We start from the raw sequence: 26,732 nt of genomic DNA, 5'->3' as shown, positions 1-26,732 counted from the left end.
TATCTTCAAAGATAGCAAAAAATGAGTGCTAAGCATCATAAAATACGTGTAGGAATCTCTATAGGGGATTTTAACGGCATTGGACCGGAAATCATCATTAAAACACTGAAAGAAAAATCTATACTGGATTTTTTCACTCCGGTTATATTTGGTTCCGGGAAACTATTCTCCTACCAGAAGAACGTTTTCAAAATCAATCAGAACTACCACCTGATACAACAATTATCGCAGCTAAAGCATGGCGAAATCAATATTCTAAACCTGTGGAAAGACAATGTAAACATTGAATTCGGTAAACCCACTGAAGAATCTACTGCCTTGGCAATTCAGTCTTTGGAAGCAGCCACCGAAGCCCTGATGAAAGGTGAAATTGACGTTCTGGTTACAGCACCTATTAATAAGGATGAGATGCTAAAACAAGGATTTAATTATACAGGACATACTGAATATCTGGAAGCTAAGTTCAAGCAGAAAGCATTGATGTTTATGGTAACCGAAGACTTAAAGGTTGCTGTATCTACACATCATATTCCTGTTGCAGAGGTTGCTTCCATGATTACCAAAGAAAGAATTATAAAGCAAGCCAGGACACTAGATCAGACATTACGCGAGGATTTCTGTATACAGAAACCTAAAATTGCTATCTTAGGACTAAATCCACACGCAGGAGATGGCGGCAGCATAGGTCAGGAGGAAATAGAAATTATCACTCCTGCTATCAACAAATTATTTGATGAAGGAGTTTTGGCTTTTGGGCCTTTCCCTGCGGACAGCTTTTTCCAACCTGAAAAGTACAAAGCCTATGATGCTGTTCTGGCAATGTATCATGACCAGGGCCTTACGCCTTTCAAGACTATTTCCTATGAAGAAGGAGTAAATTATAGTGCCGGCCTTCCTTTTATAAGAACGTCACCTGATCATGGAACGGCTTATGATATTGCGGGAAAAAATATTGCAGATGCACAATCTTTTGAAGAAGCTATTTTTTCGGGAATAAAAATTTTCCAGAACAGAAGAGAATATCAGGAATTACTTCAAAACAAGTTACAGCCGAAGAAAACCTTCGATGCCAACGGAGTAGATGAAGACTTACCTGAAGAAAATGAATAATTTACTTTGTAATCTCAATTATTTAATTTATTTTTGCAAACCATTTTTATGGAGAAAATCAGAAACTACAATATCGCATTTACAGGTTTAAAAAACGGTAAACACGAGTTTATTTTTGATGTAAAACAGGAGTTCTTTAATTTATTTGATACTGAACAAGAGTTTGACAAGGCTGATCTTAAAGTGAAAGCAATGTTGGACAAACATTCAACTTTTTTAGAATTTGAAATTAAAGTTGAAGGTACAGTTCAGTTAACCTGCGACATCAGCAATGAAGAATTTAGTCATCCAATACATAATGATATAAAAGTATTGGTGAAATTCGGAGAAGAATATGACGATAGCAATGAAGAAGTTATTGTAATCCCACAGAATGAATATGAGTTCAATATTTCACAACTTATATTTGAAGCTGTAGTATTAGCAATACCAATGAAGAAGCTTTCTCCCAATTTAACAGAAGAAGATTTGGAAGCTCTGGAGCAATACAGCCCGAAAGAAGTTGAAGAGGATCAGGCAGAAGAAAATGAAGAAGGCGAGATTGATCCAAGATGGGCAGCACTTAATAAATTAAAGGGCAAAAATTAACTAAAACAAGAATTTAAAAATATTAAAAATATCAGACAATGGCACATCCTAAAAGAAGACAGTCTGCTACTAGAAGAGATAAAAGAAGAACTCACTACAAAGCTGTAGCTCCACAGTTAGCTAAAGACGCTACAACTGGAGAACTTCACCTTTATCACAGAGCACACTGGCATGAAGGTAAACTTTACTACAGAGGTAAAGTTGTACTTGAAAAACAAGTTGAAACTACAGAAGAAAACTAATACCCGGTTTTCTCTGAAATTTATACAAAAACCATTCGATTTCCATGAAATTGAATGGTTTTTTGTTGTTATTTCGTATATTTGACCCCTAAAAAACTATTTTTATGGATATTAAAGATATACAGAACCTGATCAGGTTTGTTGCTAAGGCCGGAGTGTCTGAAGTAAAGTATAAAACAAAGGATTTTGAAATCAACATCAAAACTCCAAGTGCTGCTGCAGAAGGTGTTACTTACATTCCTCAACAGCCCGTTTTCCAACAAACAGCTCCTCAGGCTACTGCACCTGTAACATCTGCTCCACAAGCTACAACTCCAGCTTCTGATAACGACGACAGCAAATATGTAGCGGTGAAATCTCCGATGATCGGAACTTTCTACAGAAAACCATCTCCGGATAAAGATGTGTTCGTAAATGTAGGTGATACAATTTCTTCAGGAGATACAGTTTGTGTTATCGAAGCTATGAAGTTATTCAACCAGATTGAATCAGAAATAAGCGGTAAAATTGTAAAAATCCTTGTTGATGATGCTTCACCAGTTGAATACGACCAACCTTTATTCTTAGTAGATCCTTCTTAAGGAATTTTAGATTAAAAATTATAAATTTTAGATGCTTTTGTATTTAAAATAATTTAAGATTCAGAATTTAAAATTTAAAATTTCGAAACAATGTTCAAAAAGATATTAATTGCCAATAGAGGTGAAATTGCCATGCGTATTTTGCGTTCTGCAAAAGAAATGGGAATTAAGACTGTTGCTGTATACAGTACAGCAGATAAAGACAGCTTACATGTGCGTTTCGCAGATGAAGCTGTATGCATAGGACCTGCACCAAGTAAAGATTCTTACCTAAAGATTCCTAATATTATTGCTGCTGCAGAAATTACTAATGCAGATGCTATTCACCCTGGTTATGGATTCCTTTCCGAGAATGCTAATTTCTCCAGAATCTGCCAGAAGAACGGTATTAAATTTATCGGAGCTACCCCGGAACAAATTGAGAAAATGGGAGACAAAGCTACAGCTAAAGCTACAATGAAAGCTGCGGGTATCCCATGTGTTCCAGGATCCGACGGACTTATCGATTCTTATGAGCATGCTGTAAAGATTGCTAAAGAAATTGGTTATCCGGTAATGATTAAAGCTACTGCAGGTGGTGGTGGTAAAGGGATGCGTGCTGTATGGAAAGAAGAAGATCTTAAAGACCACTGGGATTCTGCAATTCAGGAAGCTGTTGCTGCTTTCGGAAACGGAGGCATGTATATGGAAAAGCTTATTGAAGAGCCTCGCCATATTGAAATTCAGGTTGCAGGAGATCAAAACGGAAGAGCATGCCACCTTTCTGAAAGAGACTGCTCTATCCAAAGAAGAAATCAGAAACTGATTGAGGAAACTCCATCTCCATTTATGACTCCGGAACTTCGTGAAGAAATGGGTAATGCAGCAGTTAAAGCAGCAGAATACATCGGATACGAAGGAGTCGGTACAATTGAATTCCTTGTAGATAAGCATAGAAATTTCTACTTCATGGAAATGAATACCCGTATCCAGGTAGAGCACCCTATTACGGAGCAGGTAATTGATTACGATCTTATCAGAGAGCAAATCTTATTAGCTGCAGGAACTCCTATTTCTGGTATTAACCACTACCCAAAACTTCATGCTATAGAGTGTAGAATTAATGCAGAGGATCCATATGCAGATTTCCGTCCTTCTCCAGGTCTTATCAAAGGATTGAATATTCCTGGCGGACACGGTGTAAGAGTAGATACTCATGTTTATTCCGGATATGCGATTCCACCTAACTATGACTCTATGATTGCTAAGCTTATCACAACTGCACAGACACGTGAAGAAGCTATTGCAAAAATGAAAAGAGCTTTAGAAGAGTTTTATATTGAAGGAGTAAAGACTACTATTCCATTCCACAGACAACTTCTGGATAATGAGGACTTCATTGCCGGAAATTACACAACAAAGTTCATGGAGAGCTTTGTAATGGATAAAAATTATGAAAATCACTTCTAAAGTGATATATGCATACAAAATAAAGAATGGCAGGAATTAGTTCCTGCCATTTTTGTTTACATCAGAATTAAATACAAAATCTACATAATTCACCAAATAATCATGCACTTTATATTTAAAAAACCGAATTTGTGAAGGCGAAATAGAAACCGTAAATTCGTCACTCAAACTTTAAATATTATGTCAGAAATTAAAAATTCAGAATATTTCATTGAACTTGAAGAGAAACACGGAGCACACAATTATCATCCATTACCTGTTGTTTTAGACAAAGGAGAAGGTGTATTTGTATGGGATGTAGAAGGCAAAAAATACTATGATTTTCTTTCTGCATATTCTGCTGTTAACCAAGGACACTCTCATCCCAAAATTGTAGAGGCACTTGTTGATCAGGCAAATAAATTGGCATTAACTTCCAGAGCTTTTTATAATTCGAAACTGGGAGAATATGAGCAAAAGATAACCTCTCTTTTAGGTTTTGATAAAGTTTTACCGATGAACTCCGGAGCAGAAGCTGTTGAAACAGCAGTAAAACTGGCGAGAAAATGGAGCTACGAAGTAAAAGGAATTGCTGAAAATGCGGCAAAAATAATCGTATGCGAAAATAACTTCCACGGAAGAACAACAACTATTGTATCGTTTTCCAATGATCCGGATGCAAACCAAAATTACGGACCTTTTACTCCTGGTTTTATTCGTATTCCTTATAATGACATTGCTGCGTTAGAAGAAGTTCTGAGCAAAGAAGCTGGAAACATTGCTGCTTTTCTTGTCGAGCCTATTCAAGGTGAGGCTGGTGTATATGTTCCTAATGAAGGATTCCTAAAGCAGTCATCTGAATTATGTAAAAAACACAATGTACTTTTCATAGCAGATGAAGTACAAACTGGAATTGCCAGAACGGGGAAATTAATAGCATGTCATCATGAAGATGTTCAGCCAGATATTCTTATTCTGGGTAAAGCTTTATCAGGAGGAATGTATCCAGTATCTGCTGTTTTAGCGAACAACAATATTATGGATGTTATCAAGCCTGGGCAGCATGGATCTACTTTTGGAGGAAACCCTATAGCATGCGCTGTAGCAATGGCCGCTTTGGATGTTGTACAAGATGAGAAATTATCTGAAAGAGCTGAAGAATTAGGAAATCTGTTCAGAAGTGAAATTGAAAAACTAATAGAAAAAACAGACCTGATTATTAAAGTAAGAGGAAAAGGATTGCTAAATGCTATTCTTATCAACGATACTCCGGATAGTTCTACAGCATGGAATTTATGTTTAGCTCTTAAAGAAAATGGATTATTAGCAAAACCAACTCACGGTAATATTATCCGTCTGGCACCGCCATTAGTAATTACTGAAGAACAATTGCTTGACTGTGTAAAAATTATTGAGAAAACGATTTTAGAGTTTTAATAAGTTATATTTTATTTATAACTTCCCTGTATGGAAAAAGTCAGTGGACTAATCATTACTTACAATGAAGAGCGCAATATTGAAGCCGTTTTAAGCTGTTTTAATTTCTGTGATGAGATTATTGTTGTTGATTCTTTCAGCACAGACAAAACAGTGGAAATAGCTCAACAAAACCCCAAAGTTAAAGTCTATCAACAGGAGTTTGTTGATTACACTAAACAACGCAATAAAGCCCTTTCTTTAGCTGAAAACGACTGGGTATTCTTTCTTGATGGTGATGAGCGGACAACTCCTGGTCTTGAAAAAGAGATTATTGAGACCATAAATAACAAGAATTCTAAAGATGCTTATTATATCTATAGAATCTTTTTTGTAGGCCAAAAGAAAATAAATTTTTCAGGAACTCAGAATGATAAAAACTTTCGTCTTTTCCGAAAATCGAAAGCTTTTTATACGGAAACAAAAAAAGTACACGAAACTCTCGAGGTACAAGGAAGTACTGGGATTTTAAAAGACAAACTTCTCCATTATTCTTTTGAAGATTTTGAATCCTTCAAAAAGAAAATGATCTATTATGGATTATTAAAAGGCACTGAGCTCATAGAGAAAGGAAAAAAATATTCTGTTTTTACTCACTGGAGCAAAGTCTCATTTAAATTTATTAAAACCTATTTTTTAAAATTAGGCATTCTCGACGGAATTGATGGATTAAAAATCAGTTATCTCCAGAGCTTATATGTTGATGAAACTTACCAAACTCTTAAAAATAAAAGCTAAAGTGAATACTTTAGCTTTTTTATTGGTCCTATTTTGTGATAACATAAACAGGCTTTTTATCCCTGTAAAAGATATCGATAAAGCTTCGCAATTTTCTCTGCGTGTTAGATTCTTTTACCCATATAGGGTTCTGTAACAAATCCATTTCTCTAATTCTATCTATAACTTGTTCAAAAGAATATTTCTTCATGAAAGTTTCTTTCAGGAAGTGATCGATTATTGTATTCCATTGTTGCTTATTGCCCCAATAATGTCCCACGGTATCATCTGCAGGCTGCAATACAGAGTACTCATTCAACCCTATAGAAAATGCCATCTGCTCGATAAGCCGCCTTGTAACATTATCGGCACATAATGCATCATTAACATTTAGGGTAAGCTGCAAGCTTTCTAAATGCTGTTTAGAAATCCCTATTAATCCAGCATTCCACATGCTCGTTGTTTCATCTATTCTGATATTATGATAGTTTCTCCCCTTCATCTGCTGCCACATCAGTTTTTCAGTTTTAGAAGAAAGTACGGATAACTTTCCTTCTTTTATATGCATATGGTTCTGTCCGCTTTGCAAACTTTTGGATAAACCATCCGTTTTCTTATAAAAGAAGGTATCTCCATCTAAATAAAGAATAGAGTCACTCGGATATTTTTTTGCAATTAATTCCAGCGCTTTAATTTTAACCCGCCAGAAAAATTTATGCTCCCCCTCCCACTCTGTTATAATTTTTCTGTTTATTGGTATTACTTCTATTTTATCCTCAAAAGAATTGAACAATGAAGCATCTTCTGCTATAACAATAATTTTATCTTCCGGATTTTTATAGGCAAATGCAGTGTATATAGAGAAATACACCTGTTGATAATGATCCAGATTATTGCCAAAAACTAAGTACACTATATTCATGCTGGGGATATTCATGTAGAGAAACCTGAAAATTGTAATAAATTTCTTTTTATGAGTCCCAAATTTAGGATAAAACCGTGGATATCAAAAATTATATGTCTCTGTTTTTGGATTAATTGATACTTCTTATGTAAAGAACAACCATAATTTTTTATAAAACTTCTTACAAGACATCAGAAAATAGTTTTATTTTCGTTTATCTAAAAAAATTGAATAATTTTTGCTTGAGTTAAAATAATGAAAAAATAACGCAACCTTTTTTCATCAAAGACATCTTATTAATAGCACTAGAATCTTCGAAAGAAGTAGGGAACAAAAAATAAAACGAATTAATGAAAATTTGCGTCATAAGCTTTGATTATTGGCATTACGACCAATATATTGTCGAAACCCTTTCCAATAAAGGTGTTGAAGCTCATCATATAAATATTGGTGCGCTCACTCATGCAAGTTTCAAAGACAAAGCCGTCAATGCTATTAGCAAAGTATTTCTGAAGAAAAATCTGAAATATGAAAAACGCCAGAATTTTATTATTCAATCACTTCAGGCTCTAGGCAAACAGGATCAGATTTTAGTACTAAATCCGGATTCGATGGATATTACAACTTTGGAAATTGTAAAAAAATATACCGATAGGCTTATTACCTATCTTTATGACAGCGTTAGCAGATTTCCGGTAGAAGACAAACTACATTATTTTGATAAGATTTTTTCTTTTGACGATTCAGATGTGGAAAAACATGGTTTTGAAAAATTAACAAACTATATCTATCTTTCTCATCTTCCAAAAGAGAAGCAGTCTCCATCTAATGATTTGTTTTACATTACCTCTTATGATAAAAAACGACTGGGACAGATTTTTGTACTGGACAAAAAACTAGCGGATCTAAAAGTTAAATCCCAATTTATCATTGTTGGAAAGAAAGCATGGAAAAAAATATTGCAAACAAAATTTTTCCCTGATAGAAGTTCTTCTGTTACTTTTAGAACTCAAAGAACAGATCCCAGAAATATGATAGAATCTTACCAGAACTGCACTGCAATTCTGGAGCTTATGCGAGAAGGACAAAATGGATTAAGTTTTCGTGTTTTTGAGGCAATTGCCATGGAAAAGAAAATTATAACAGATAACGAAAATATTAAAAATTACGATTTTTATAATCCTGATAATATATTAGTTTTGGATAAAGATATGGCTAATATAAATTCGGATTTCTTTCAGAAACCTTATAATGCTCTTGACAAAGAATATTATAATAAATATACTCTGAATCAATGGACGGAAAGGGTCTTTCAGCTAAATACAAACTAACAATTAATGGGATTATTAAAAAAAATTAAAAGAGGACTTCGTAGAAAAAAAAGGCTTAGAATTCTTAATACCCAAGATGTTGTTAATATAATTACCTTCGACCCATCTAAAAAAACAATAATCTTTGCTTCCAGAGATTTTCCTACTCATGATAAAGATTCCGGGTCTAACAGGCTAAAAGAAATAATACTAATCTACAAACAGTTAGACTACAATTGCATTATATACAGTCCTCACATATTTGAGGATAATTCTTATGTTACATTTTATCAAGAACTCAACGTTATTATATTCGTTGAGAATATAACATATAAAACAATCTATGATTTTATTCCTGCCTTAAAAAAGGTAGATTATATATGGTTTAATGGTCCTCTAGCATTAAACCTGTTCTATAAAAAAATGAAGAAAATTTTACCCGATACAAAATTCATTTATGATATGGTAGATATTCATTTTTTAAGGTATAAAAGAGCAATAAAAATAGAACCTACAAGAATATCTCTCAAGAAAAACTATAAACATTTCTTCCGCTTGGAAACAGTTGTTGCTCCTCAGCTTGACTATATTATTACAATTTCAGATAAAGAAAAGGAGGTGATGAGTCAATATATCAGTACTGATAAAATGATCACAATATCAAATATTCATTACCCGAAAATTGATATTTCAGAGAAAAAAGATTTTAATAAAAGTAGTGGCATTCTCTTTATTGGCTCTATCCATGAACCTAATATTGATGCTGTAAAGTATCTATATGAAAGCATAATGCCCATTGTATGGAAAAACATTCCCAATCTGGAAATAAATATTATTGGAAATGTTGCAGAAAAACTGGACACCCAATTATTCCCGAAATTTAATTTCTTAGGTTTTGTTGAGAATATTGAAGAACTTTTTATAGATTCGAAAATTATGGTTGCTCCTTTAAGATTCGGAGCAGGAGTAAAGGGAAAAATAGGTCAGGCGTTCGAATATTTCCTGCCAGTAATCACTACAGAAATAGGCGCAGAAGGAATGCAGCTTATCGATGAAAAACATATTTTAACTGCAAATAATAAAGATAGTTTTGCAGAAGCTATTTTACGCCTTTATAATGATGAAAAATTATGGAATACTTTAAGCCAGAATTCACCTGATAGCTTAAGACCTTTTTCTAAAGAACATGTTCAGGAAATATTAAAAAAAATTAGTTAATATGAAGAAAAACTCCCCTTTGGTCAGCATTATTATACCATGCTATAATGCTTCATATTATATAAAAGAAGTTCTTGAAAGTGTCCAGCAGCAAACTTACCCAGAAATTGAATGTATTATTATCAATGATGGAAGCACAGATACTACACTAGATATTATCACGAATTTTAAAAATTCTCATTTCCATATTTACAATCAGGAAAACAAGGGTCTTTCTGATACCAGAAATTTTGGATTAGAAAAAGCATCTGGTGATTTTATTTTCTTTTGCGACAGTGACGATATTCTTCCTGCTAATGCTATAGAATCCTTGGTTACTCCCTATACTGGACAAGAGAATATTATTATAGGAAAGACCGCTAATTACTCATGGGAAACTAAAAAGATAATATCTTATCTCCCACATTTAGATGAAAAACAGTTTTTTGAAAATAAAAATTCTGAAATCCTAACTCTAAATATTATAAAAAATCTAAGTCCTATAGCGCAAAACAAGCTTTATAAAAAAGAATTCCTGAAAGAACAAAATTTGAAATTTCTGAGCGGGATCTATCATGAAGATGAATTATGGTTTTTTGAGACCATATTTAAAGCTGAAAATGTTCTTTTCATACCCGATGTAACTTATTATTATACAACAGATAATAATCACTCCATAACTAAGAATCATAATGATAAAAATCTTTATGGATATCTGAGTGTAATCGAAACTATTTATAATAAGTATTATTTACAATTCCCACAGAGAGAATTCATTGCTTATTATATCGCTCATTTAAAAAAAATTACAATAGGAAATTTAAAAAATCATTCCAATTATTCTAATGAAGCGCTCCAACAGATGGAAAGTATTTTTAAGAAAGTAAATCCTGAATTCAGAAAAAACATAAATCTGAAAAATATAGAAAAACAATATTTCATATATGTTAATATGTTAAGCCTTAAAGATTCTGCTACAATAAAAAAAGAATATTTCAACAATCCTGTAAACAGTCTTAGAAAGTGGTTTAAAATTTTAATGTTCAGTATCTTTAACAAAAAATAGAACCTTGAAAAAGCCACATTTTCTTTTAGTAATGCCTGATTATTCAGATTTCCCACTATTATTTATAGATAATATCGAGAAAACAGGTTTTTCATGTTCTCTGATTACGGACAAGGTATCTAAATTCAGGTACAAAGGTTTAGAAAGCATTAAAAATTTCTTTATTAAAAACATTTTTAGAAATAAGGAATACAAGCAAAACCTTATCGATAATCATTTTCTACAAGAGTTAAACAATAATCTTTATGAAATAGAGAATGATCTGGATTACATATTAGTTATCCGCCCAGATAATTTTCCAATTCCATTTATTAAAAACTTAAAAAAAAGAACAAAAAAACTTATTGCTTATCAATGGGATGGAATTAATAAATTTCCTGAAATTAAAAATTATTTTCAGCTTTTTGATACTTTTTTTTGCTTTGAAAAGGTTGAATCGGAATACAATATCAAGTCTATTACCAATTTTTATTTTGACCTTAATCCTCCGTTGTATAAAGAATATAATATGAAATATCCCAAATTATATTTCGTTGGTTTGTACTGGAAAAATCGTGAAGAAAAAATAAATAACTTCATTGAGAAAGTTGGTAAGTTTTCTGTTGATCTTTCTATTTTTATACAATACTTTAAAGAACCTGAACAAAAAAATGATAAAATAAAATATATAGCACACAGAATTACATTTAAAGAAAATCTGGAACAAGTCCAAAATTCAGATGTTTTATTAGATTTTGTAGATCCATTACACGAAGGGCTTTCTATTCGTTTCTTTGAAGCATTGTATTACAGAAAAAAAATAATTACCGACAATGCAATTGTAAAAACCTATGATTTTTACCATCCCAATAATATCTTTGTTATTGAAAATGGTAACTATCATCAGATTGGGCAATTTTTAAGAGAGCCCTATCATGAAATCTCAAAAGAAATTATAAAGAGATATAGTTTTTCAAGCTGGATAAAAGAAATTATCACCAACTAATTCTTTTTCCAGTTTACACTAATTAAAACTATCAAATTTTCTCTATTTTAAGCATGAAAAAAATTATAAGATCTTTATACTATCAATACTTATTATTATTTAACCATACTATAAAGAAGCAAAGAAAAGATACTTCCGAGATTCCTGTAATTATTATAAATTTTAATCAATTATACTATCTTAAACAGTTAGTAGATTTTCTGTTAATTAGAAATTTCAAAAACATAATAATTATTGATAACAAATCGGACTATCCTCCATTATTAGATTATTATGGAGAAATAAACAACAAGGTTACCATAGAACTGATGGATAAAAATTATGGGCATAAAGTTTTTTTTGAATCCAAAGAATTATTAGCAAAATATGGTAAAGGTTATTATATTGTTACAGACTCAGACATTATTCCAAATCATCATTTACCAAAGAATTTTGTACATATTCTAATTTCTGTGATGGAACAAAACTTTGAAATGGTAAATAAAGTAGGTTTTGCTCTTGATCTGAAAAGTATTCCAGATACTTATCCTGTAAAGACAAAAGTTTTGAAATGGGAAAACCAGTATTGGGAAAACGAACTGTGTAAGGATATTTACCTAGCCCATATTGATACTACATTTGCATTATACAAGCCTGGTTATCCTAAGAGATTTAAAGACAATGACTTTTATAAAGCTATAAGAATAGCCGGAAACTTCACTGCTATACATGGTGGCTGGTATCTCAATCCAAAAGAACTATCTGAAGAAACTAAACACTATCTAAAAACATCCAATAATTCTGCATCATGGAAAATAAATGAAAACGGAGAATTGGCTGAAGATACCATGTATATAGAATAGATTGATCTGCACTCATTTGTTTTAAAGGATATTTTTTTCACAAAACACTATAAAACCGTAACTTTGCACCAAATTTTTTTACATGGAAAAAGTACGGGTACGTTTTGCCCCCAGCCCAACAGGGCCTTTACATTTGGGAGGTGTACGTACAGCATTATATGACTATCTGTTTGCAAAACACAATGGTGGTGATTTCATCCTGAGAATTGAAGATACCGATACTCAACGTTATGTTCCGGGTTCCGAGGAGTACATTATGGAGGCTCTGGAATGGATTGGTATGGTACCAGATGAAAGTCCGAAACACGGCGGTCCTTATGCTCCGTATCGTCAATCCGAACGTAGAGACATCTACGACAAGTATACCGAACAAATTCTAAAGACAGATTATGCATATCTGGCCTTCGATACTCCCGAAGAATTGGATCAGATTCGTGCGGAATTTGAAGCTAGAGGTGATGTTTTTGCCTATAACTACGAAACCCGTAACAGACTAAGAAATAGTATTTCTCTTCCTGAAGAAGAAGTAAAAAAACTTCTGGAAGAAAAAACACCATATGTAATCCGTTTCAAAATGCCATTGGACAAAATCATTAATCTTAACGATATCATCCGTGGAAAATTCAGTGTGAATACTAATACACTGGATGATAAAGTTTTGGTAAAAAATGACGGAATGCCAACCTATCATTTCGCGAATATTATCGATGATCATGAAATGAAAATCACACATGTTATCCGTGGTGAAGAATGGCTGCCATCTATGGCACTTCATGTATTATTATATGAAGCAATGGGTTGGGATGCACCAGAATTTGCTCATCTTTCACTTATCCTGAAACCTGAAGGAAAAGGTAAACTAAGCAAAAGAGATGGTGATAAATTCGGTTTCCCTGTATTCCCGCTTAACTTTACCGATCCGACTACAGGAAATACTTCTGCTGGTTACCGTGAAGAAGGTTATTTGCCGGAAGCTTTCATCAATATGGTTGCCATGTTAGGATGGTCTCCAGCTGACAATAAAGAGATTGTGAGTATGGATGAAATGATTAAAGAATTTGACCTTAATAAAGTTCATAAAGCCGGAGCCAGATTCAGTGCTGAAAAAGCAAAATGGTTCAATCAGCAATATTTGCAACTGATGTCCAATGAAGCTATACTTCCTGAATTTAAAAAAGTGCTGGCAGAAAACAATGTTGAAGTTTATGATGAGAAAGCTTTAAAAATCATTGGTCTGATGAAAGAAAGAGCAACCTTTGTTAAAGATATCTATAATGATGGTAAATTCTTTTTCCATGCTCCAGAATCTTTTGACGAAAAGGCTTCGAAAAAAGCATGGTCTCCGGAAACAGCTGCATTAATGCAGGAATTAACTAAGGTTATTTCATCTGTAGATTTTAAGGCCGACGTTATTAAGGAAAGTATTCATCACTTAGCAGAAGCCAAAGGTTTGGGTATGGGAAAAGTAATGATGCCTCTGCGTCTTTCTTTAGTTGGAGAACTTAAGGGACCTGACGTACCAGATCTTATGGAAATGATCGGAAAAGAAGAGAGTATTTCCAGAATAACTAAAGCAATTGAAACTTTAAAATAGGGATTCCATAAAAAATCCTTAAATTTGAGACCTTGAATTCATACGAATGGAATATTTAGAATTTGAAAAGCCGATTGAAGAGCTTATGGAGCAATATGACAAATGCTCTTTGGTAGGTGAAGAAAGTGGTATCGATGTAAAATTGGCGTGCAGCCAGTTAGAAGATAAAATTATTGCTGAAAAGAAGAATATCTACGGCAAACTTACACCATGGCAGAAAGTTCAGCTTTCCCGCCACCCAAACAGACCTTATGCTTTAGACTTCATTAATGGAGTTGCAGACAAAGGCAGTTTCTTAGAACTTCATGGAGACCGTAATTTTGCTGATGATCCTGCAATGGTAGGCGGAATTATTACAATTGAAGGGCAAAGTGTAATGATTATCGGAACCCAGAAAGGGAGAACGACAAAAGAAAGACAACTTCGTCGTTTCGGTATGTCCAACCCAGAAGGATACCGCAAAGCACTTCGTCTGATGAAGCTTGCAGAGAAATTCAACATCCCTATTGTTACTCTAATCGATACTCCGGGAGCATATCCTGGTCTTGAAGCTGAAGAACGTGGACAAGGAGAAGCTATTGCAAGAAACATCTATGAAATGTGCCGTATGACAGTTCCTATCATCACGATTGTAATCGGTGAAGGAGCTAGTGGAGGTGCATTAGGTATTGGTGTAGGAAACAAAGTTTACATGATGGAGAATAGCTGGTATTCTGTAATTTCACCTGAAAACTGTTCTACAATTTTATGGAGAAGCTGGGAATACAAAGAGGTTGCTGCTGAAGCAATGAAACTGACTGCTCCTGATATGCTAAAAGAGAAATTAATCGATGGCATCATCGAAGAACCTCTTGGTGGCGCTCACTACGAGCCAGAAGTTGCTTTCCAAAATGTAAAAAGCACAATCCTGAGCAACATTAAATCTTTAAAGAAATTTAACGGTAAAGAGTTAATGGAACAAAGACAGGAGAAATTTATCAATATGGGTAAATTCAAAGGATAAATCTAAATTCCTTAAAAATATACAAAGCCACTCAAATGAGTGGCTTTTCTTATTGATAAAATAACAATTCTTAGACAAGGCATTCAAATATTTTTTATATTTAGATTAAAGTACATAATGTAATGAAAGATGTAAGGATTGCTTTTAGAAAACCCATATTCCCTGTTTCCGAAGCTTTACAGCAATATCTGGAGAAACACAACAGAACTACAAAAATTCAGTTTCTGTATGAAGATCTTTTACGGTTTAGTGACAGCATAAGTATTCTGGATAAAGAAGGTAAGGACACTTTATGGCTGGGTGTATTCTATCCTGAGCATGAATTTCAGGAAATAGAAGCCAATCTGAATAAAATATATACCTTACTCCATTCAGACGGAGACGAGGCTACTTTACCTTATCTAAAAGTAGACACAATAGACTTCTGCACTTTTGGCAACTCCAAGCCTTTCCGAATTCGGGTAAGAAATATTCTGAATGATAATTACACCAATTTCTATATTAAACAGGCAGATGCCTCACGTATATATGGATTAGAACTGGAGGATTTACTTTCTCCAAACAGAATCAATTTTCTTATCCATAAAAATACACTGATTGAAGAGCATATTCTGGGAATTCCAGGAGACGTATTTATTAAGAAGCATCTATCTAATTGTACAGAACTGGAAAAGGCTCAGATATCCAAGGAATTTGTAAAATTCAATGAACGCTGTCTTATCGGCCTTTTAGGAGATATGCGTTCATATAATTATGTGATTATTCCGGTACACGATTTCGATCAGGTGATATACAGAATCCGCCCCATAGACTTTGATCAGCAAACTTATGAAGGAAATATAAAGGTATATCTTCCCCAGTATTTTAAAGAAAATAGTGTGATGGTAAATATGGTACTGGAAAAACTGAAACCTAATTCTATAGAGCAGTATCGGAAAGAAGTCCGCTCACAAATTGTAAAAAGAGTTACCAGTAGCCAAAACAGGTTTGATGAACTGATTTCAATAATGAAAAAAGAAGATCTTGCACCGGAGGCCAACGTTAAAGAATTAAAAACAGCATTACAAAAACTGACTTACGATGTAAATTTCAAATATTGTAAAACAATGGGCGATATAATCGAAACCGGGATAAAGTTTGTTCTCCGAAATTATAAAAAATCATATTAAAAAAAGCCTGAGAAGTACTCAGGCTTTTATATTAATTAGGTTCAACAGCTGTAAATGGTTTATAAGGACTAAGACTAAATGTAAAGTTTCCATTAGAATCTGTACCTCCCACCCCACGGACTTTTGCCTTTAAGCTATATTTTGCTTTTGGATTATACCGATCTACTTTTACATTATAATAGAAAGGTTTTATTTTATTCGTTCCTCTAAAGGTATCAGCTAATGAATGATGCAGATCTTCCGATATTACTTTGCCATCTTCCAATAGCTGCACTCCATCGATTTCTAAAAAGTTTTTACCAGAGGTATAGAAAAAACCGGCAACAATTCTTCCATCTGCATATATTTTAGGAGTAACATCAAACGACAGGTCAGCAAATTCCTCTTTAATATCGTTTTTAGTCCATTTTCCCGTTATATATCCTCCCGGTTTGTAATAATCGACCTTCAACTCATCTAATCTTTTTTCACCCGTTAAAAGACGCTTTTTAAAGTCTTCAAAATTTTTATTGGCAGGTAATGTCCATCCTATTTCCGCAATGGCTAATAAACGAGGAAAAACATGTACATTCATATCTTTAGCTTCCTGTGCCAATGCGGACCAGAGATTCCCCTGTACTCCTAGCACAAATTTTTCTTCTTCCTTGGTTAAACCGGCAGACGGATCGTAAGCATAAATTCTGTCCATTGAATTAATATTGCTATATGCCAGATCACTCGGAGTTCCATCATTTCTGTCAGCTTGCGTAATATCTAAATAAATATGTGAAGCTGGTGTTGCAACAGCCTTAAAGCCATGACTCGCTGCTTCTTTTATTGCTTCCTCTCCCAACCAGCTCATAATAGCAGTTTCTTTTGGTAGACCTTTATCATCCGCCAATACATCGTTCCAGCCAATAGGTTTTTTGCCCAGCTTTTTGATAATACTTGAAACACGCTGAACAAAATAGCTCTGCAGTTGTTTTACATTACCAATCTGGTGTTCTTTCATAAATTGTTGCACATGCGGTTCTTTCTCCCACAGTACATGTCTGACTTCATCACCACCAAAATGAATATACTCACCAGGAAATAATACCGCTATTTCTGTAAAAACATTTTGTAAGAAAGTATATACTTCCTCTTTGGAAGGATCTAAAGTATTTGGTGTAAACTGATTTCCCCAATATCCCCATGAGGATACAAAAGGGAATACAAAATATGGGTAACTATTTTTATTAACACCTAACTGTGGATAAGCTAATATTGTAGGCCAGGAGTGCCCCGGGACATCAATCTCCGGAACTATTGTTATTTTTCTTTCTTTGGCATAAGCCACAACTTCCTTTATCTGCTCCTGTGTATAAAATCCGCTTCTTTCTACCGGCTGATTTTCCGTTCTGTGGAATACCGTTGCCTGTTCGGAAGTTAGCTTAGGATACTTTTTAATTTCAATACGCCATCCCTGATCATCTGTTAAATGCCAGTGAAAAGTATTCATCTTATAAAGCGCCATCAGATCTAAATACTTTTTTACAACATCAACACTATAGAAGGTACGGCTAACATCCTTCATATAACCCCGCCAGTCATACCTTGGATAATCTGTAATTGCTAAAGCCGGAATTGTCCACTTCTGGTTTTCTTTTTTGTCCAAACTTTCTACAGAGACCGGCAACAATTGTCTAAGTGTTTGTGTCGCGTAAAAAAGACCATTCCCATTTTTCGCTTTTACTATAATATTTTTATCGGACACATCAAGTGTATAGCCATCCTGATTGGGCAATCCCAATTTTGGATCCAACTGGAAAATTATTGTATTTTCTTTTCCGTTTTTTACCGGAAGGACATATCCGGAAGCTTTTCGCAACTGATTTAGAAATAGCTGAACATCTTTTTCGGAGGCTCCTTTCAACTGTATTCCTGTATTTTGATCAATTACAAAGTTTCCGGTCTTTTCGAGTATCTGCTGGGGGTTAGGTATTACAGAAATTTCCTGACTATAAAAAGTACATACTGTACCTACAAGCAGACAGAGCTTAATGAAAACATTTCTCATTATAAATTAAGGAATTATGATTATTAGTTATCGTAAAGATATTCATATTTCCGGAATAATATTCAAACAAAAAAGCCAGCTGTGCAGCTGGCTTTTATTTATTGTATTAAATATAATTTACAATGAGTAGTTAGGGGCTTCCTGCGTAATGATTACATCATGCGGGTGAGATTCTTTAAGTCCAGATCCTGTGATACGAACCATTTTAGAATCTTTCTGAAGAGATTCTATATCCTTAGCTCCACAGTATCCCATTCCGGCTCTTAATCCTCCGCTAAGCTGGAAAATAACTTCTTCTAACTTACCTTTAAAAGGAACTCTTCCTTCGATACCTTCAGGTACAAATTTCTTTGCCTCACTTTGGAAATATCTTTCTTTACCACCACGCTTCATTGCTGCTAAAGATCCCATTCCCTGATAAGACTTGAATTTTCTACCCTGGAAAATAATTTCATCTCCCGGAGCTTCTTCTGTCCCTGCTAAAAGAGAGCCAAGCATTACTGCTCCTGCTCCGCTTGCAATAGCTTTTACAATATCCCCTGAAAGCTTGATACCTCCGTCTGCAATAACAGCTACATTTTGTGTTCTTGCATATTCGTAAACGTTATAGATAGCAGATAATTGTGGTACACCTACACCTGCAACAACTCTCGTTGTACAGATAGATCCAGGGCCAACACCTACTTTCAGAACATTTGCACCAGCTTCAATAAGCGCTTTTGCTGCTTCTGCAGTTACAATATTTCCACCAACGATATCCAGATCCGGATATGCTGCGCGGATTTCTCTGATCTTTTCCAGAACACCTTCTGAGTGGCCATGTGCAGAGTCTACTGCGATAATATCTACACCTGCCTCAACCAAAGCTTTCACTCTGTCCATTGTATCTGCTCCTACTCCTACTCCGGCACCAACAATAAGTCTTCCGCTTCCGTCTTTATTAGCGTTGGGATACTCCAGCTGGTTATCAATATCTTTAATCGTAATTAGACCTACCAATTTATTTTCAGAGTCAACAATTGGTAACTTCTCTACTCTGCTCTTTAACAAAATTTCTTTTGCTTCTTCCAGGGTTGTTGACTTATGAGAAACGATAAGATTATCCTTTGTCATAATTTCTTCAACTTTCAGATCAAGATCCTCCTGATACTTTACATCTCTGTTTGTAATGATCCCAATTAGCTTGTTATCATTGTCCACTACAGGTAGTCCGGAAATTTTATAATGAGCCATCATTCCTTTAGCTTCTCCAAGAGTATGCTCTTTGGATAGAGTAACAGGATCGGAGATCATACCGTTCTCGGATCTTTTTACACTGTTAACCTGATTAGCCTGCTCCTCGATTGGCATATTCTTATGAATAAATCCTAATCCTCCAACTCTCGCTAATGCAATAGCAAGTGAAGCTTCTGTTACCGTATCCATAGCTGCAGAAACGATTGGGACTTTCAGGGTGATTTTATCGGATAGTCTTGATTTTAGAGAAACCTGATTGGGTAATACTTCAGAGTATGAAGGTACTAGAAGGACGTCATCAAAGGTGATTGCCGTCTCTATGATTTTGTCGTGTATAGGCATAGCACTTTCTTTGCAAAATTACGAAATTATTATGGAATGAGAAACATTAATTCTGATTAACAAAAAACCCCGGGAAGTTCCCGAGGTTTCTTTTTATTTCAGTTTGATTAAGCTAAGCTTACTCTTACGAATCCTACTACTTTTAGGTCAGCGCTAACTGATTTCACATAGTCAGCTACTGATTGGCTTCCGTCTTTGATGAACGCCTGGTGAACTAAAGTATTTTCTTTGTAGAACTTCTGCATTTTACCTTTAAGGATGTTATCGATAATGTTTGCAGGCTTACCTTCTTTAGTTAAGATATCTCTTTCGATTTCTAATTCTTTATCGATAGTTTCCTGAGAAACCTGAGTTTCATCAAGAGCGATTGGGTTCATTGCAGCGATCTGCATAGAAACAGCTTTTGCAGCTTCAACACCACCTTCTACGTTAGCAGAAAGAGAAGTAATAGCAGCAATTTTGTTACCTGCGTGGATGTAAGCACCTAAGAAAGGACCTTCAATTCTTTCGAAGCTACCGATCTCGATTTTCTCACCGATAACACCTGTCTGCTCGATTAATTTCTCAGCAACAGTAATTCCGTGGAAATCTGTAGCTAATAATTCTTCTTTAGTCGCAGCAGTAATTGCCATTTCAGCTAATTCATAAGCTAACTCGATGAAAGCTTCGTTTTTAGCAACGAAGTCAGTCTCACAGTTAAGGCTAATGATAGCACCTAAAGTGTTATCCTCATTAACTCTTGCGATAACAGCACCTTCAGTACTTTCTCTGTCAGCTCTGTTAGCTGCTACTTTCTGACCTTTTTTTCTAAGGATTTCGATAGCTTTTTCAAAATCGCCTTCAGCTTCCACTAAAGCTTTTTTGCTATCCATCATACCTGCACCTGTGTGGTTTCTTAGTTTAGCTACGTCTGCTGCTACTGGTGTATACATAGTTTGAAATATTTTAATTAAATAATGCTTGAAATTTTAGCAGTGCAAAGATAAAAAAAATACAACAAATTAAAAAGCTGTGTTTTGTGTTTCCGTGTATTACGAAATAATTAATTTTAAGAAGATTAATTTATCTTTGGCAGATGAAAAAATATTTATTCCTTATTTCTGCAACAGTATTTCTGGCCGGGTGCGATGCTATGAATTATAGTACATACAATCGATTCCCAAGATATCCTTCTTACCCTGGGAGCAACAATACTTCTATGGCCAATACTGAAAGAGAATATAATGAGTTACTAAAGACTTATAAACCCGAAACGGAAGCTGTATTAAATGATCTTTTGAACAGTACAGATCCAAATGCCATTAACACTTCTATTGTTATAAAAAATGAATCTTCCTGTAATATGGTTTTCACCATCAGCGGCAGTAATGGATTTAAAAGAATACCAATTGGCACCGGACAGGTTGGGTATGCTATGATCCGTAAAGGGACATATACTCTTTCAGCCAATGTTTGTCAGAAAGTTTACAGAGAAACCATTAGTATCCGAAGCTCCCAGCAGCTATCATTAAAATAATCAAGTCTGCATGAGATAAAAAAGAACCCGCTAGTAAACTAACGGGTTTTTTTATGTATATAAGAAAATTCTTATTCAGCATCGAAATCAGCATCAGCATCAGCTGTAGCTTTTTCTCCTTCTTTAGATTTTTCTTTTTCAGCTTTTCTTTGAGATTGACCTTCTTTGATAGATTCAGACACTACAGAAAGAATCATATCGATAGATTTAGAAGCATCATCGTTACCAGGGATAACGAAATCTACTTTTCTTGGGTCAGAGTTAGTATCAACGATACCGAAAACTGGAATACCTAATTTCTTAGCTTCAGTTACCGCGATGTGTTCTCTCATAATATCTACTACGAAAATAGCAGAAGGAAGACGCACCATGTCAGCGATAGAACCTAAGTTTTTCTCTAGGTTAGCTCTCTGACGGTCAACTTGTAACCTTTCTTTTTTAGATAAAGTTTCGAAAGTACCATCTTTCTTCATTTTATCGATAGCGTTCATTTTCTTAACCGCTTTTCTGATAGTTACGAAGTTGGTAAGCATACCACCTGGCCATCTTTCAGTAATATAAGGCATGTTCAATTCAGAAGCATGTTTTGCAACAACTTCTTTAGCTTGTTTTTTAGTAGCTACAAAAAGAACTTTTTTACCAGCAGAAGTAATTTTTTCTAAAGCGTTACAAGCTTCATCCAATTTTACTGCCGTTTTATGTAAATCGACAATGTGAATACCGTTTTTCTCCATGAAGATGTATGGAGCCATATTTGGATTCCACTTTCTAGTCATGTGACCGAAGTGTACGCCAGCCTCTAATAGGTCTTTTACATTTGCTTTTGCCATGTCTTTAATTTTTTTAGTTTACATTCCGCTTTAAGCAATCAACAACTTCAAAGAACGGGAGAAGTGTTTGGGTGCTAAACTAAACGGGCAATTTTTGTTTTGTTTAAAATAGATTTCAAAAATGAAATAACAGACCAAGTGAAGCGTCTGAAATCCATACTCTGAGATCCTGAAATTTGAAAATTAACGTTTTGAGAATTGGAATCTCTTTCTCGCTTTTTTCTGACCGAATTTCTTTCTTTCCACCATTCTAGCATCTCTGGTAAGAAGACCGTGAGGTTTCAATGATAATCTGAATTCTTCATTGATTGCACAAAGTGCTCTTGAAATACCTAGTCTGATAGCTTCTGCCTGACCCGTAATACCACCACCGAAAACATTAACGGTAACGTCATACTGACCAGCAGTTTCAGTTAATAAAAATGGTTGATTTAATTTGTAAACCAACATATCTGTGCAGAAGTAAGTTTTAGCATCTTTACCGTTAACAGTAATGTTACCAGCACCTGGCTTAACGTAAACTCTCGCTACAGATGTTTTTCTTCTTCCGATTTTGTGTACTGTAGACATCTTAATTATTTAATTTCGTTAATATTAATTTCTTTAGGCTGCTGTGCTTCATGCTTGTGCTCTCCACCTACATATACGTGAAGGTTTTTGAAGATAGCTTTTCCTAATCTGTTTTTAGGAAGCATCCCTTTTACAGCTTTTTCAACTACCGTTGCACTGTTTTTCTTATGAAGTTCTGCAGCAGTTAAAGATTTTTGACCTCCTGGATACCCAGTATGCCAGATGTACTCTTTATCAGCCCACTTGTTTCCTGAAAGTGCTACTTTCTCAGCATTCAAAATAATAACGTTATCGCCACAGTCAACATGCGGTGTAAAGTTAGTTTTGTGCTTTCCTCTCAAAATCTTAGCCACTTTAGATGCTAAACGCCCTAAAGGCTGTCCATCAGCGTCTACCACAACCCATTCTTTATTTGCGGTAGCTTTGTTAGCCGATACGGTTTTGTAACTTAATGTATTCACTACTTATCGTTTACGATTAAACATAATTTTCCCCATTACGGGTTTGCAAAGGTATAAATAATTTTTCTAAAACAAAACAGCTATTTGCTTTTTTATATTACAGGTCTGTTTAACTTGGCAAAACACTAGCATTCAAAAACTTATATAAAAATCGATTTTTATCTATATTCCCTCAACCTATTTTGGCACACGAATTGTGTATAATTCAAACATAAAAACACATCAACATAGAAAAAAGCAGTCCCTTTTTATAAGGTATTGCTTTTTTTATTTCCATTTTTGCAAAATCTGATTATTTTTGGAAAAAACTATTCAGAAATGGGACACCATGGAAAACTCCGATCAGATAAGACATGTCTAAACTGTGGTCATCAGGTAGAAGAGAGATTCTGCCCGCATTGTGGACAGGAAAACACAGAACCCAAACAACCCTTCCATTATCTTTTCACACATTTCTTTGAAGACTTTACCCACTATGACGGGCAGTTTTGGGGAACATTAAAAAATCTCCTCTTCAATCCTGGAAAATTAACAACTACATACCTGAAAGGTGAACGCCAAAAGTATGTTCCACCTGTGAAACTATATATTTTCATGAGTTTCATAACTTTTCTAATGGTTGCTTTTTTACCCATAAACGTCGGAAGTGGTCATAATGAAAAAGATGAAGAACTGATTCAAACTCAAAACCACCTCCGTGAATTAAACACTGTTGAAGCAACAGGTATTATCGTCAAAGAAAATAACATAAAGAAAGTTGATTCAATAAAACTTCAGGCATTTTTAAAAGCTACAAAAGATTCTCTGATAAAAAAAAATACTATCCAAGGTGATCTTATGAACTGGAAAGATCAACGCTTTTTAGAAGGCACTCCTATAAAAGGTGCTAATAATATAAAACAATACGATTCAATACAAGCAAAAAATCCTATGAACTTTACTACTATTGAACGACCTATTGTAAAAAAAGCTTTTGAGCTTCATGAACATGGTGCAACTTATAAAGATGTATTGAACGGCTTAATTATAACTTTCTTTCATTCTCTTCCAAAAGCTCTCTTCTTATATCTACCTTTATTTGCACTTACACTATGGCTATTTCACAGCAAGAAAAAGTTTTGGTATTTTGATCACGGTGTTTTCACGTTGCATTATTTTTCATTTCTATTAGTAGAGATTGCAATAGTGCTATTCCTGAGTCTTATTGCAAAATGGTTCCCGCTTTTATCATTTTTCAGAAATATCGGATATTTCTTAGCTACCATATTCTCAATTTATAGTGGAGTTTATTTTTTCATTGCTCATTATAAAGTATACAGGACACACCCTATTACCACAGGTATTGCAGGGATATCTTTATTCTTTATTAATACAATTTTATTTACATTCCTTTTAATGATTCTAATATTAATAAGCTTCCTGATGATTCACTAAACCTGTAGGATATAGAATATAAAAAAGCAGCGTTTCAGATATCTGAAACGCTGCTTTTGATTTTATTAAAATCAAATTTATTTTCTCAATGATTTACTTTGTCTGAAACTGGCCAAAAGATAATAGGCAACAAAGACTGTTGAAAAACGAATAATAGAAGGAATAGCAATTTCCAGATTAAAGAAAACAATTCCCAATACTACTAAAAGGATAATCCCTATAAAAGATAGTCCCAATTTTTTGGGTAGTGCAAAATCGGGTCTGTCCAGAAAATAAGCCATTCCCCAACCTAATCCAAAAGCAAAAGCATAATAAAGATCTAAAGAAACTTTCCCGAATCCTGATAAAAAATAATGGAACAGGAAACTAACTGCAGTTCCCAATAAAAGATATAAAATTGCTTTTTTCATGCTTCTTATTAATAGTTATAATTCTTGACAAGAGATTCTTCGCGAAAATAATAAGATTCTCCGTAAGGATTCTCATTAATAAGAATTTTTTCTTCTGAAAATAGCTTAGCTGCTTTTGTATATTGTCGGATTATTATCCACTCTCCTTTTCTTTCGATTTCTACATCACGTACATCTTCATCGATTCGGATTTTGCCACTAACAAGTTTATTATCCTTTATAACAGCCTTATTACTTATTTTTCCTTTTAAATATTGCAATACTTCTCCGTTAAATGAATCCTCATCTGTTGATCTTGTGTAAGAATAAAGTACTGCTCCTTCTTCGTTATATACTTTAGATTCATATATTTTTTTTTCAGGGTTAAGGTGCTTTGTCCATTGTACTTTTCCGTTTTCAAAAAGTCTTTTCATATCCTGAACAATTCCATCCTTATAGACTATTTCACCAGCACTTGCAACTTCCGTCCCATTATAGCCAACGCCGTCCTTTAATTCCAGTTTTGCTTTTAAAGAGCCATCAGTATTATAGTAATTAGTAGCTATCTTGTCTTCGCCTTTATAAAAGGTTTCAGTATTTAATTTCCCGTCTTCATCATAATTCTTATCGGAAGCAAGTACGCCTTCGTGGTAAGTAGCTATACGTCTTACAGTCTCTCCTTCTTCATAGAATTCATAATCTTCGCCTTCATAAGCAACAGCATCTTTAATTTCCAAATTATATTTTAGGTCAAGTTTTGCAATTACCTTACCTTCATCATTATAGGTAATTTTCTGTCTATTTTTACCTGAGATTTTTACATCTTGCTTCAGCTTGCCATTCTTATAAAAGCTCTTAGATTCCAACAGATCTCCTTTTTTGTTATATCTTTCTATACTGGCAATTCTCATAGGTCCATAATAGTATTCTATAATAGTTCCTTCATATTTACCTTCTTTACTATTATATGTTCTACTTCCTATATATTTACCTTTTTCGTCGTAATATTTAACTTCAGATTCATAACCATCCTTATAAATAGTCTCGCTTCGTATCCCTTTTCTAGAATCGTCGAAAATAACAGCAAATGTAGCTTCAGAATTTTTATATTCGGTTATCATATTGTAGCCTGTACCTTCATCAATGGCTTTATAAAGGTAAGATGTCCCATCATACTTTCCTTCTTTATTATAAATAAGATCTTCAACAATTCGCCCCTGTCCGTCAAACATTTTAGATATGCCTGTCGGTATACCCTTTATATATTCTGCAATTTTTTCAGGTTTGCCATCAGGAAAATACCAGGTTGCTTTTCCTTCATATACTTCATGATTTGGTGTAACGTCCGATGCTAAGCCTTCGAACTGCAGTGTTCCGTTTTTATAATAGTCTTTTAGCAGAATTAGATTTCCTTGTTTAGAGGTTTCCCGGTAATAAACCATCTGGTCTTTGGTGGTAGTTTCCCAGTTTTCATCAAAATAAATTCGTTCCTGGGCAAAGCTTACAGAATAAGCACTGATTAAAGCTATTACAATAGTTGATTTCAGATTCATCGTTGCAGTGTTTAGTATTAAATTTTATGAGTATAAAAGTATTGATTTTTAATCTACAGACTATGATTTTCGGGCAAAAATGGCTGAAACCGGCCATTTTTAAGCCCTTTTTGTTAACCATATAATCCTGAAGAAGATATCCTCTCAATTT

26 protein-coding genes are annotated in these 26,732 nt (G+C 34.3%); 17 read left to right on the top strand and 9 right to left on the bottom strand.

Annotation, left to right across the window (positions count from 1 at the left end):
* Positions 1-21: 21 nt before the first annotated feature.
* From pdxA to BAZ10_RS09695, 7 genes are all read left to right on the top strand, one after another.
* The gene (gene pdxA, locus BAZ10_RS09725; protein WP_078771902.1) at positions 22-1,110 is read left to right on the top strand and encodes a 4-hydroxythreonine-4-phosphate dehydrogenase PdxA; all 1,089 of its coding nucleotides are present in this window, start codon (positions 22-24) and stop codon (positions 1,108-1,110) included.
* Positions 1,111-1,158: 48 nt separating this feature from the next.
* Complete coding sequence (locus tag BAZ10_RS09720) at positions 1,159-1,698, top strand: YceD family protein (protein WP_078771901.1); 540 nt, start codon at positions 1,159-1,161, stop codon at positions 1,696-1,698.
* Positions 1,699-1,736: 38 nt separating this feature from the next.
* Positions 1,737-1,940 carry a 50S ribosomal protein L32 gene (gene rpmF, locus BAZ10_RS09715; protein ID WP_034868008.1) on the top strand — a complete coding sequence of 68 codons (204 nt, stop codon included), beginning with the start codon at positions 1,737-1,739 and terminating at the stop codon, positions 1,938-1,940.
* 104 nt (positions 1,941-2,044) lie between these two features.
* Positions 2,045-2,521 carry an acetyl-CoA carboxylase biotin carboxyl carrier protein gene (accB, locus tag BAZ10_RS09710; RefSeq protein ID WP_078771900.1) on the top strand — a complete coding sequence of 159 codons (477 nt, stop codon included), beginning with the start codon at positions 2,045-2,047 and terminating at the stop codon, positions 2,519-2,521.
* A 90-nt stretch (positions 2,522-2,611) separates the two neighbouring features.
* Positions 2,612-3,970 (top strand): acetyl-CoA carboxylase biotin carboxylase subunit, encoded by a 1,359-nt coding sequence (gene accC, locus BAZ10_RS09705; protein ID WP_078771899.1) that lies wholly within the window; start codon positions 2,612-2,614, stop codon positions 3,968-3,970.
* Positions 3,971-4,150: 180 nt separating this feature from the next.
* Positions 4,151-5,386: an ornithine--oxo-acid transaminase gene (gene rocD / locus BAZ10_RS09700; protein WP_078771898.1), complete on the top strand. Its 1,236-nt coding sequence runs from the start codon at positions 4,151-4,153 to the stop codon at positions 5,384-5,386.
* 30 nt (positions 5,387-5,416) lie between these two features.
* Entirely contained in the window at positions 5,417-6,163 is a 747-nt protein-coding gene (locus tag BAZ10_RS09695; RefSeq protein ID WP_078771897.1) for a glycosyltransferase family 2 protein, read from the top strand.
* Between the two features lie 28 nt (positions 6,164-6,191).
* Here the strand turns inward: BAZ10_RS09695 and BAZ10_RS09690 are convergent, their stop codons facing one another.
* Positions 6,192-7,064, bottom strand: a complete 873-nt coding sequence (locus tag BAZ10_RS09690) for a hypothetical protein (protein ID WP_078771896.1) — start codon at positions 7,062-7,064, stop codon at positions 6,192-6,194.
* A gap of 332 nt (positions 7,065-7,396) precedes the next feature.
* On the opposite strand from BAZ10_RS09690, the gene BAZ10_RS09685 reads away from it, so the two are divergent.
* From BAZ10_RS09685 to BAZ10_RS09650, 8 genes are all read left to right on the top strand, one after another.
* Positions 7,397-8,377 carry a hypothetical protein gene (locus BAZ10_RS09685; RefSeq protein WP_078771895.1) on the top strand — a complete coding sequence of 327 codons (981 nt, stop codon included), beginning with the start codon at positions 7,397-7,399 and terminating at the stop codon, positions 8,375-8,377.
* Positions 8,378-8,383: 6 nt separating this feature from the next.
* Positions 8,384-9,574 (top strand): glycosyltransferase, encoded by a 1,191-nt coding sequence (locus BAZ10_RS09680; protein WP_078771894.1) that lies wholly within the window; start codon positions 8,384-8,386, stop codon positions 9,572-9,574.
* Position 9,575: 1 nt separating this feature from the next.
* Positions 9,576-10,619 carry a glycosyltransferase family 2 protein gene (locus BAZ10_RS09675; RefSeq protein ID WP_078771893.1) on the top strand — a complete coding sequence of 348 codons (1,044 nt, stop codon included), beginning with the start codon at positions 9,576-9,578 and terminating at the stop codon, positions 10,617-10,619.
* A gap of 4 nt (positions 10,620-10,623) precedes the next feature.
* Positions 10,624-11,604: a hypothetical protein gene (locus tag BAZ10_RS09670; RefSeq protein WP_131828233.1), complete on the top strand. Its 981-nt coding sequence runs from the start codon at positions 10,624-10,626 to the stop codon at positions 11,602-11,604.
* 53 nt (positions 11,605-11,657) lie between these two features.
* On the top strand, positions 11,658-12,446 hold the full coding sequence (locus BAZ10_RS09665) for a glycosyltransferase family protein (protein WP_078771891.1): 789 nt from the start codon (positions 11,658-11,660) through the stop codon (positions 12,444-12,446).
* An 82-nt stretch (positions 12,447-12,528) separates the two neighbouring features.
* Positions 12,529-14,040: a glutamate--tRNA ligase gene (gene gltX, locus BAZ10_RS09660; RefSeq protein ID WP_078771890.1), complete on the top strand. Its 1,512-nt coding sequence runs from the start codon at positions 12,529-12,531 to the stop codon at positions 14,038-14,040.
* Between the two features lie 46 nt (positions 14,041-14,086).
* Positions 14,087-15,043, top strand: a complete 957-nt coding sequence (locus tag BAZ10_RS09655; RefSeq protein WP_009085465.1) for an acetyl-CoA carboxylase carboxyltransferase subunit alpha — start codon at positions 14,087-14,089, stop codon at positions 15,041-15,043.
* A gap of 122 nt (positions 15,044-15,165) precedes the next feature.
* Positions 15,166-16,212, top strand: coding sequence for a hypothetical protein (locus tag BAZ10_RS09650; RefSeq protein ID WP_078771889.1), 1,047 nt, complete (start codon positions 15,166-15,168; stop codon positions 16,210-16,212).
* A 31-nt stretch (positions 16,213-16,243) separates the two neighbouring features.
* On the opposite strand, the gene BAZ10_RS09645 is transcribed toward BAZ10_RS09650, so the two are convergent.
* From BAZ10_RS09645 to tsf, 3 genes are all read right to left on the bottom strand, one after another.
* A complete protein-coding gene (locus tag BAZ10_RS09645; protein ID WP_078771888.1) occupies positions 16,244-18,250 on the bottom strand; it encodes a beta-N-acetylhexosaminidase in 2,007 nt (668 codons plus the stop codon).
* 117 nt (positions 18,251-18,367) lie between these two features.
* On the bottom strand, positions 18,368-19,828 hold the full coding sequence (gene guaB, locus BAZ10_RS09640; RefSeq protein ID WP_078771887.1) for an IMP dehydrogenase: 1,461 nt from the start codon (positions 19,826-19,828) through the stop codon (positions 18,368-18,370).
* 107 nt (positions 19,829-19,935) lie between these two features.
* Positions 19,936-20,760 carry a translation elongation factor Ts gene (tsf, locus tag BAZ10_RS09635; protein WP_059325960.1) on the bottom strand — a complete coding sequence of 275 codons (825 nt, stop codon included), beginning with the start codon at positions 20,758-20,760 and terminating at the stop codon, positions 19,936-19,938.
* Positions 20,761-20,903: 143 nt separating this feature from the next.
* On the opposite strand from tsf, the gene BAZ10_RS09630 reads away from it, so the two are divergent.
* Positions 20,904-21,344, top strand: coding sequence for a DUF6759 domain-containing protein (locus BAZ10_RS09630; RefSeq protein ID WP_078771886.1), 441 nt, complete (start codon positions 20,904-20,906; stop codon positions 21,342-21,344).
* Positions 21,345-21,415: 71 nt separating this feature from the next.
* Here the strand turns inward: BAZ10_RS09630 and rpsB are convergent, their stop codons facing one another.
* The 3 genes from rpsB to rplM form a co-directional block, all read right to left on the bottom strand.
* Positions 21,416-22,174, bottom strand: coding sequence for a 30S ribosomal protein S2 (gene rpsB / locus BAZ10_RS09625; protein ID WP_009085459.1), 759 nt, complete (start codon positions 22,172-22,174; stop codon positions 21,416-21,418).
* A gap of 183 nt (positions 22,175-22,357) precedes the next feature.
* On the bottom strand, positions 22,358-22,744 hold the full coding sequence (rpsI, locus tag BAZ10_RS09620) for a 30S ribosomal protein S9 (protein WP_034868046.1): 387 nt from the start codon (positions 22,742-22,744) through the stop codon (positions 22,358-22,360).
* A gap of 5 nt (positions 22,745-22,749) precedes the next feature.
* Positions 22,750-23,205 carry a 50S ribosomal protein L13 gene (rplM, locus tag BAZ10_RS09615; protein WP_059156676.1) on the bottom strand — a complete coding sequence of 152 codons (456 nt, stop codon included), beginning with the start codon at positions 23,203-23,205 and terminating at the stop codon, positions 22,750-22,752.
* 318 nt (positions 23,206-23,523) lie between these two features.
* Here rplM and BAZ10_RS09610 point away from each other — a divergent pair, with 318 nt between their 5' ends.
* Positions 23,524-24,639 (top strand): DUF3667 domain-containing protein, encoded by a 1,116-nt coding sequence (locus BAZ10_RS09610; RefSeq protein WP_078771885.1) that lies wholly within the window; start codon positions 23,524-23,526, stop codon positions 24,637-24,639.
* 77 nt (positions 24,640-24,716) lie between these two features.
* Here BAZ10_RS09610 and BAZ10_RS09605 read toward each other — a convergent pair whose 3' ends face one another.
* Positions 24,717-25,049 (bottom strand): hypothetical protein, encoded by a 333-nt coding sequence (locus tag BAZ10_RS09605; RefSeq protein ID WP_078678463.1) that lies wholly within the window; start codon positions 25,047-25,049, stop codon positions 24,717-24,719.
* Positions 25,050-25,057: 8 nt separating this feature from the next.
* Complete coding sequence (locus BAZ10_RS09600) at positions 25,058-26,581, bottom strand: membrane-binding protein (RefSeq protein WP_078771884.1); 1,524 nt, start codon at positions 26,579-26,581, stop codon at positions 25,058-25,060.
* Between the last annotated feature and the right edge of the window lie 151 nt (positions 26,582-26,732).

The organism is Elizabethkingia occulta (genome assembly GCF_002023715.1).
In the GTDB taxonomy this organism is placed as follows: Bacteria; Bacteroidota; Bacteroidia; order Flavobacteriales; family Weeksellaceae; genus Elizabethkingia; species Elizabethkingia occulta.
Note: the sequence above shows the minus strand (reverse complement) of the source record. Positions and strands in the feature narration are given on the sequence as shown.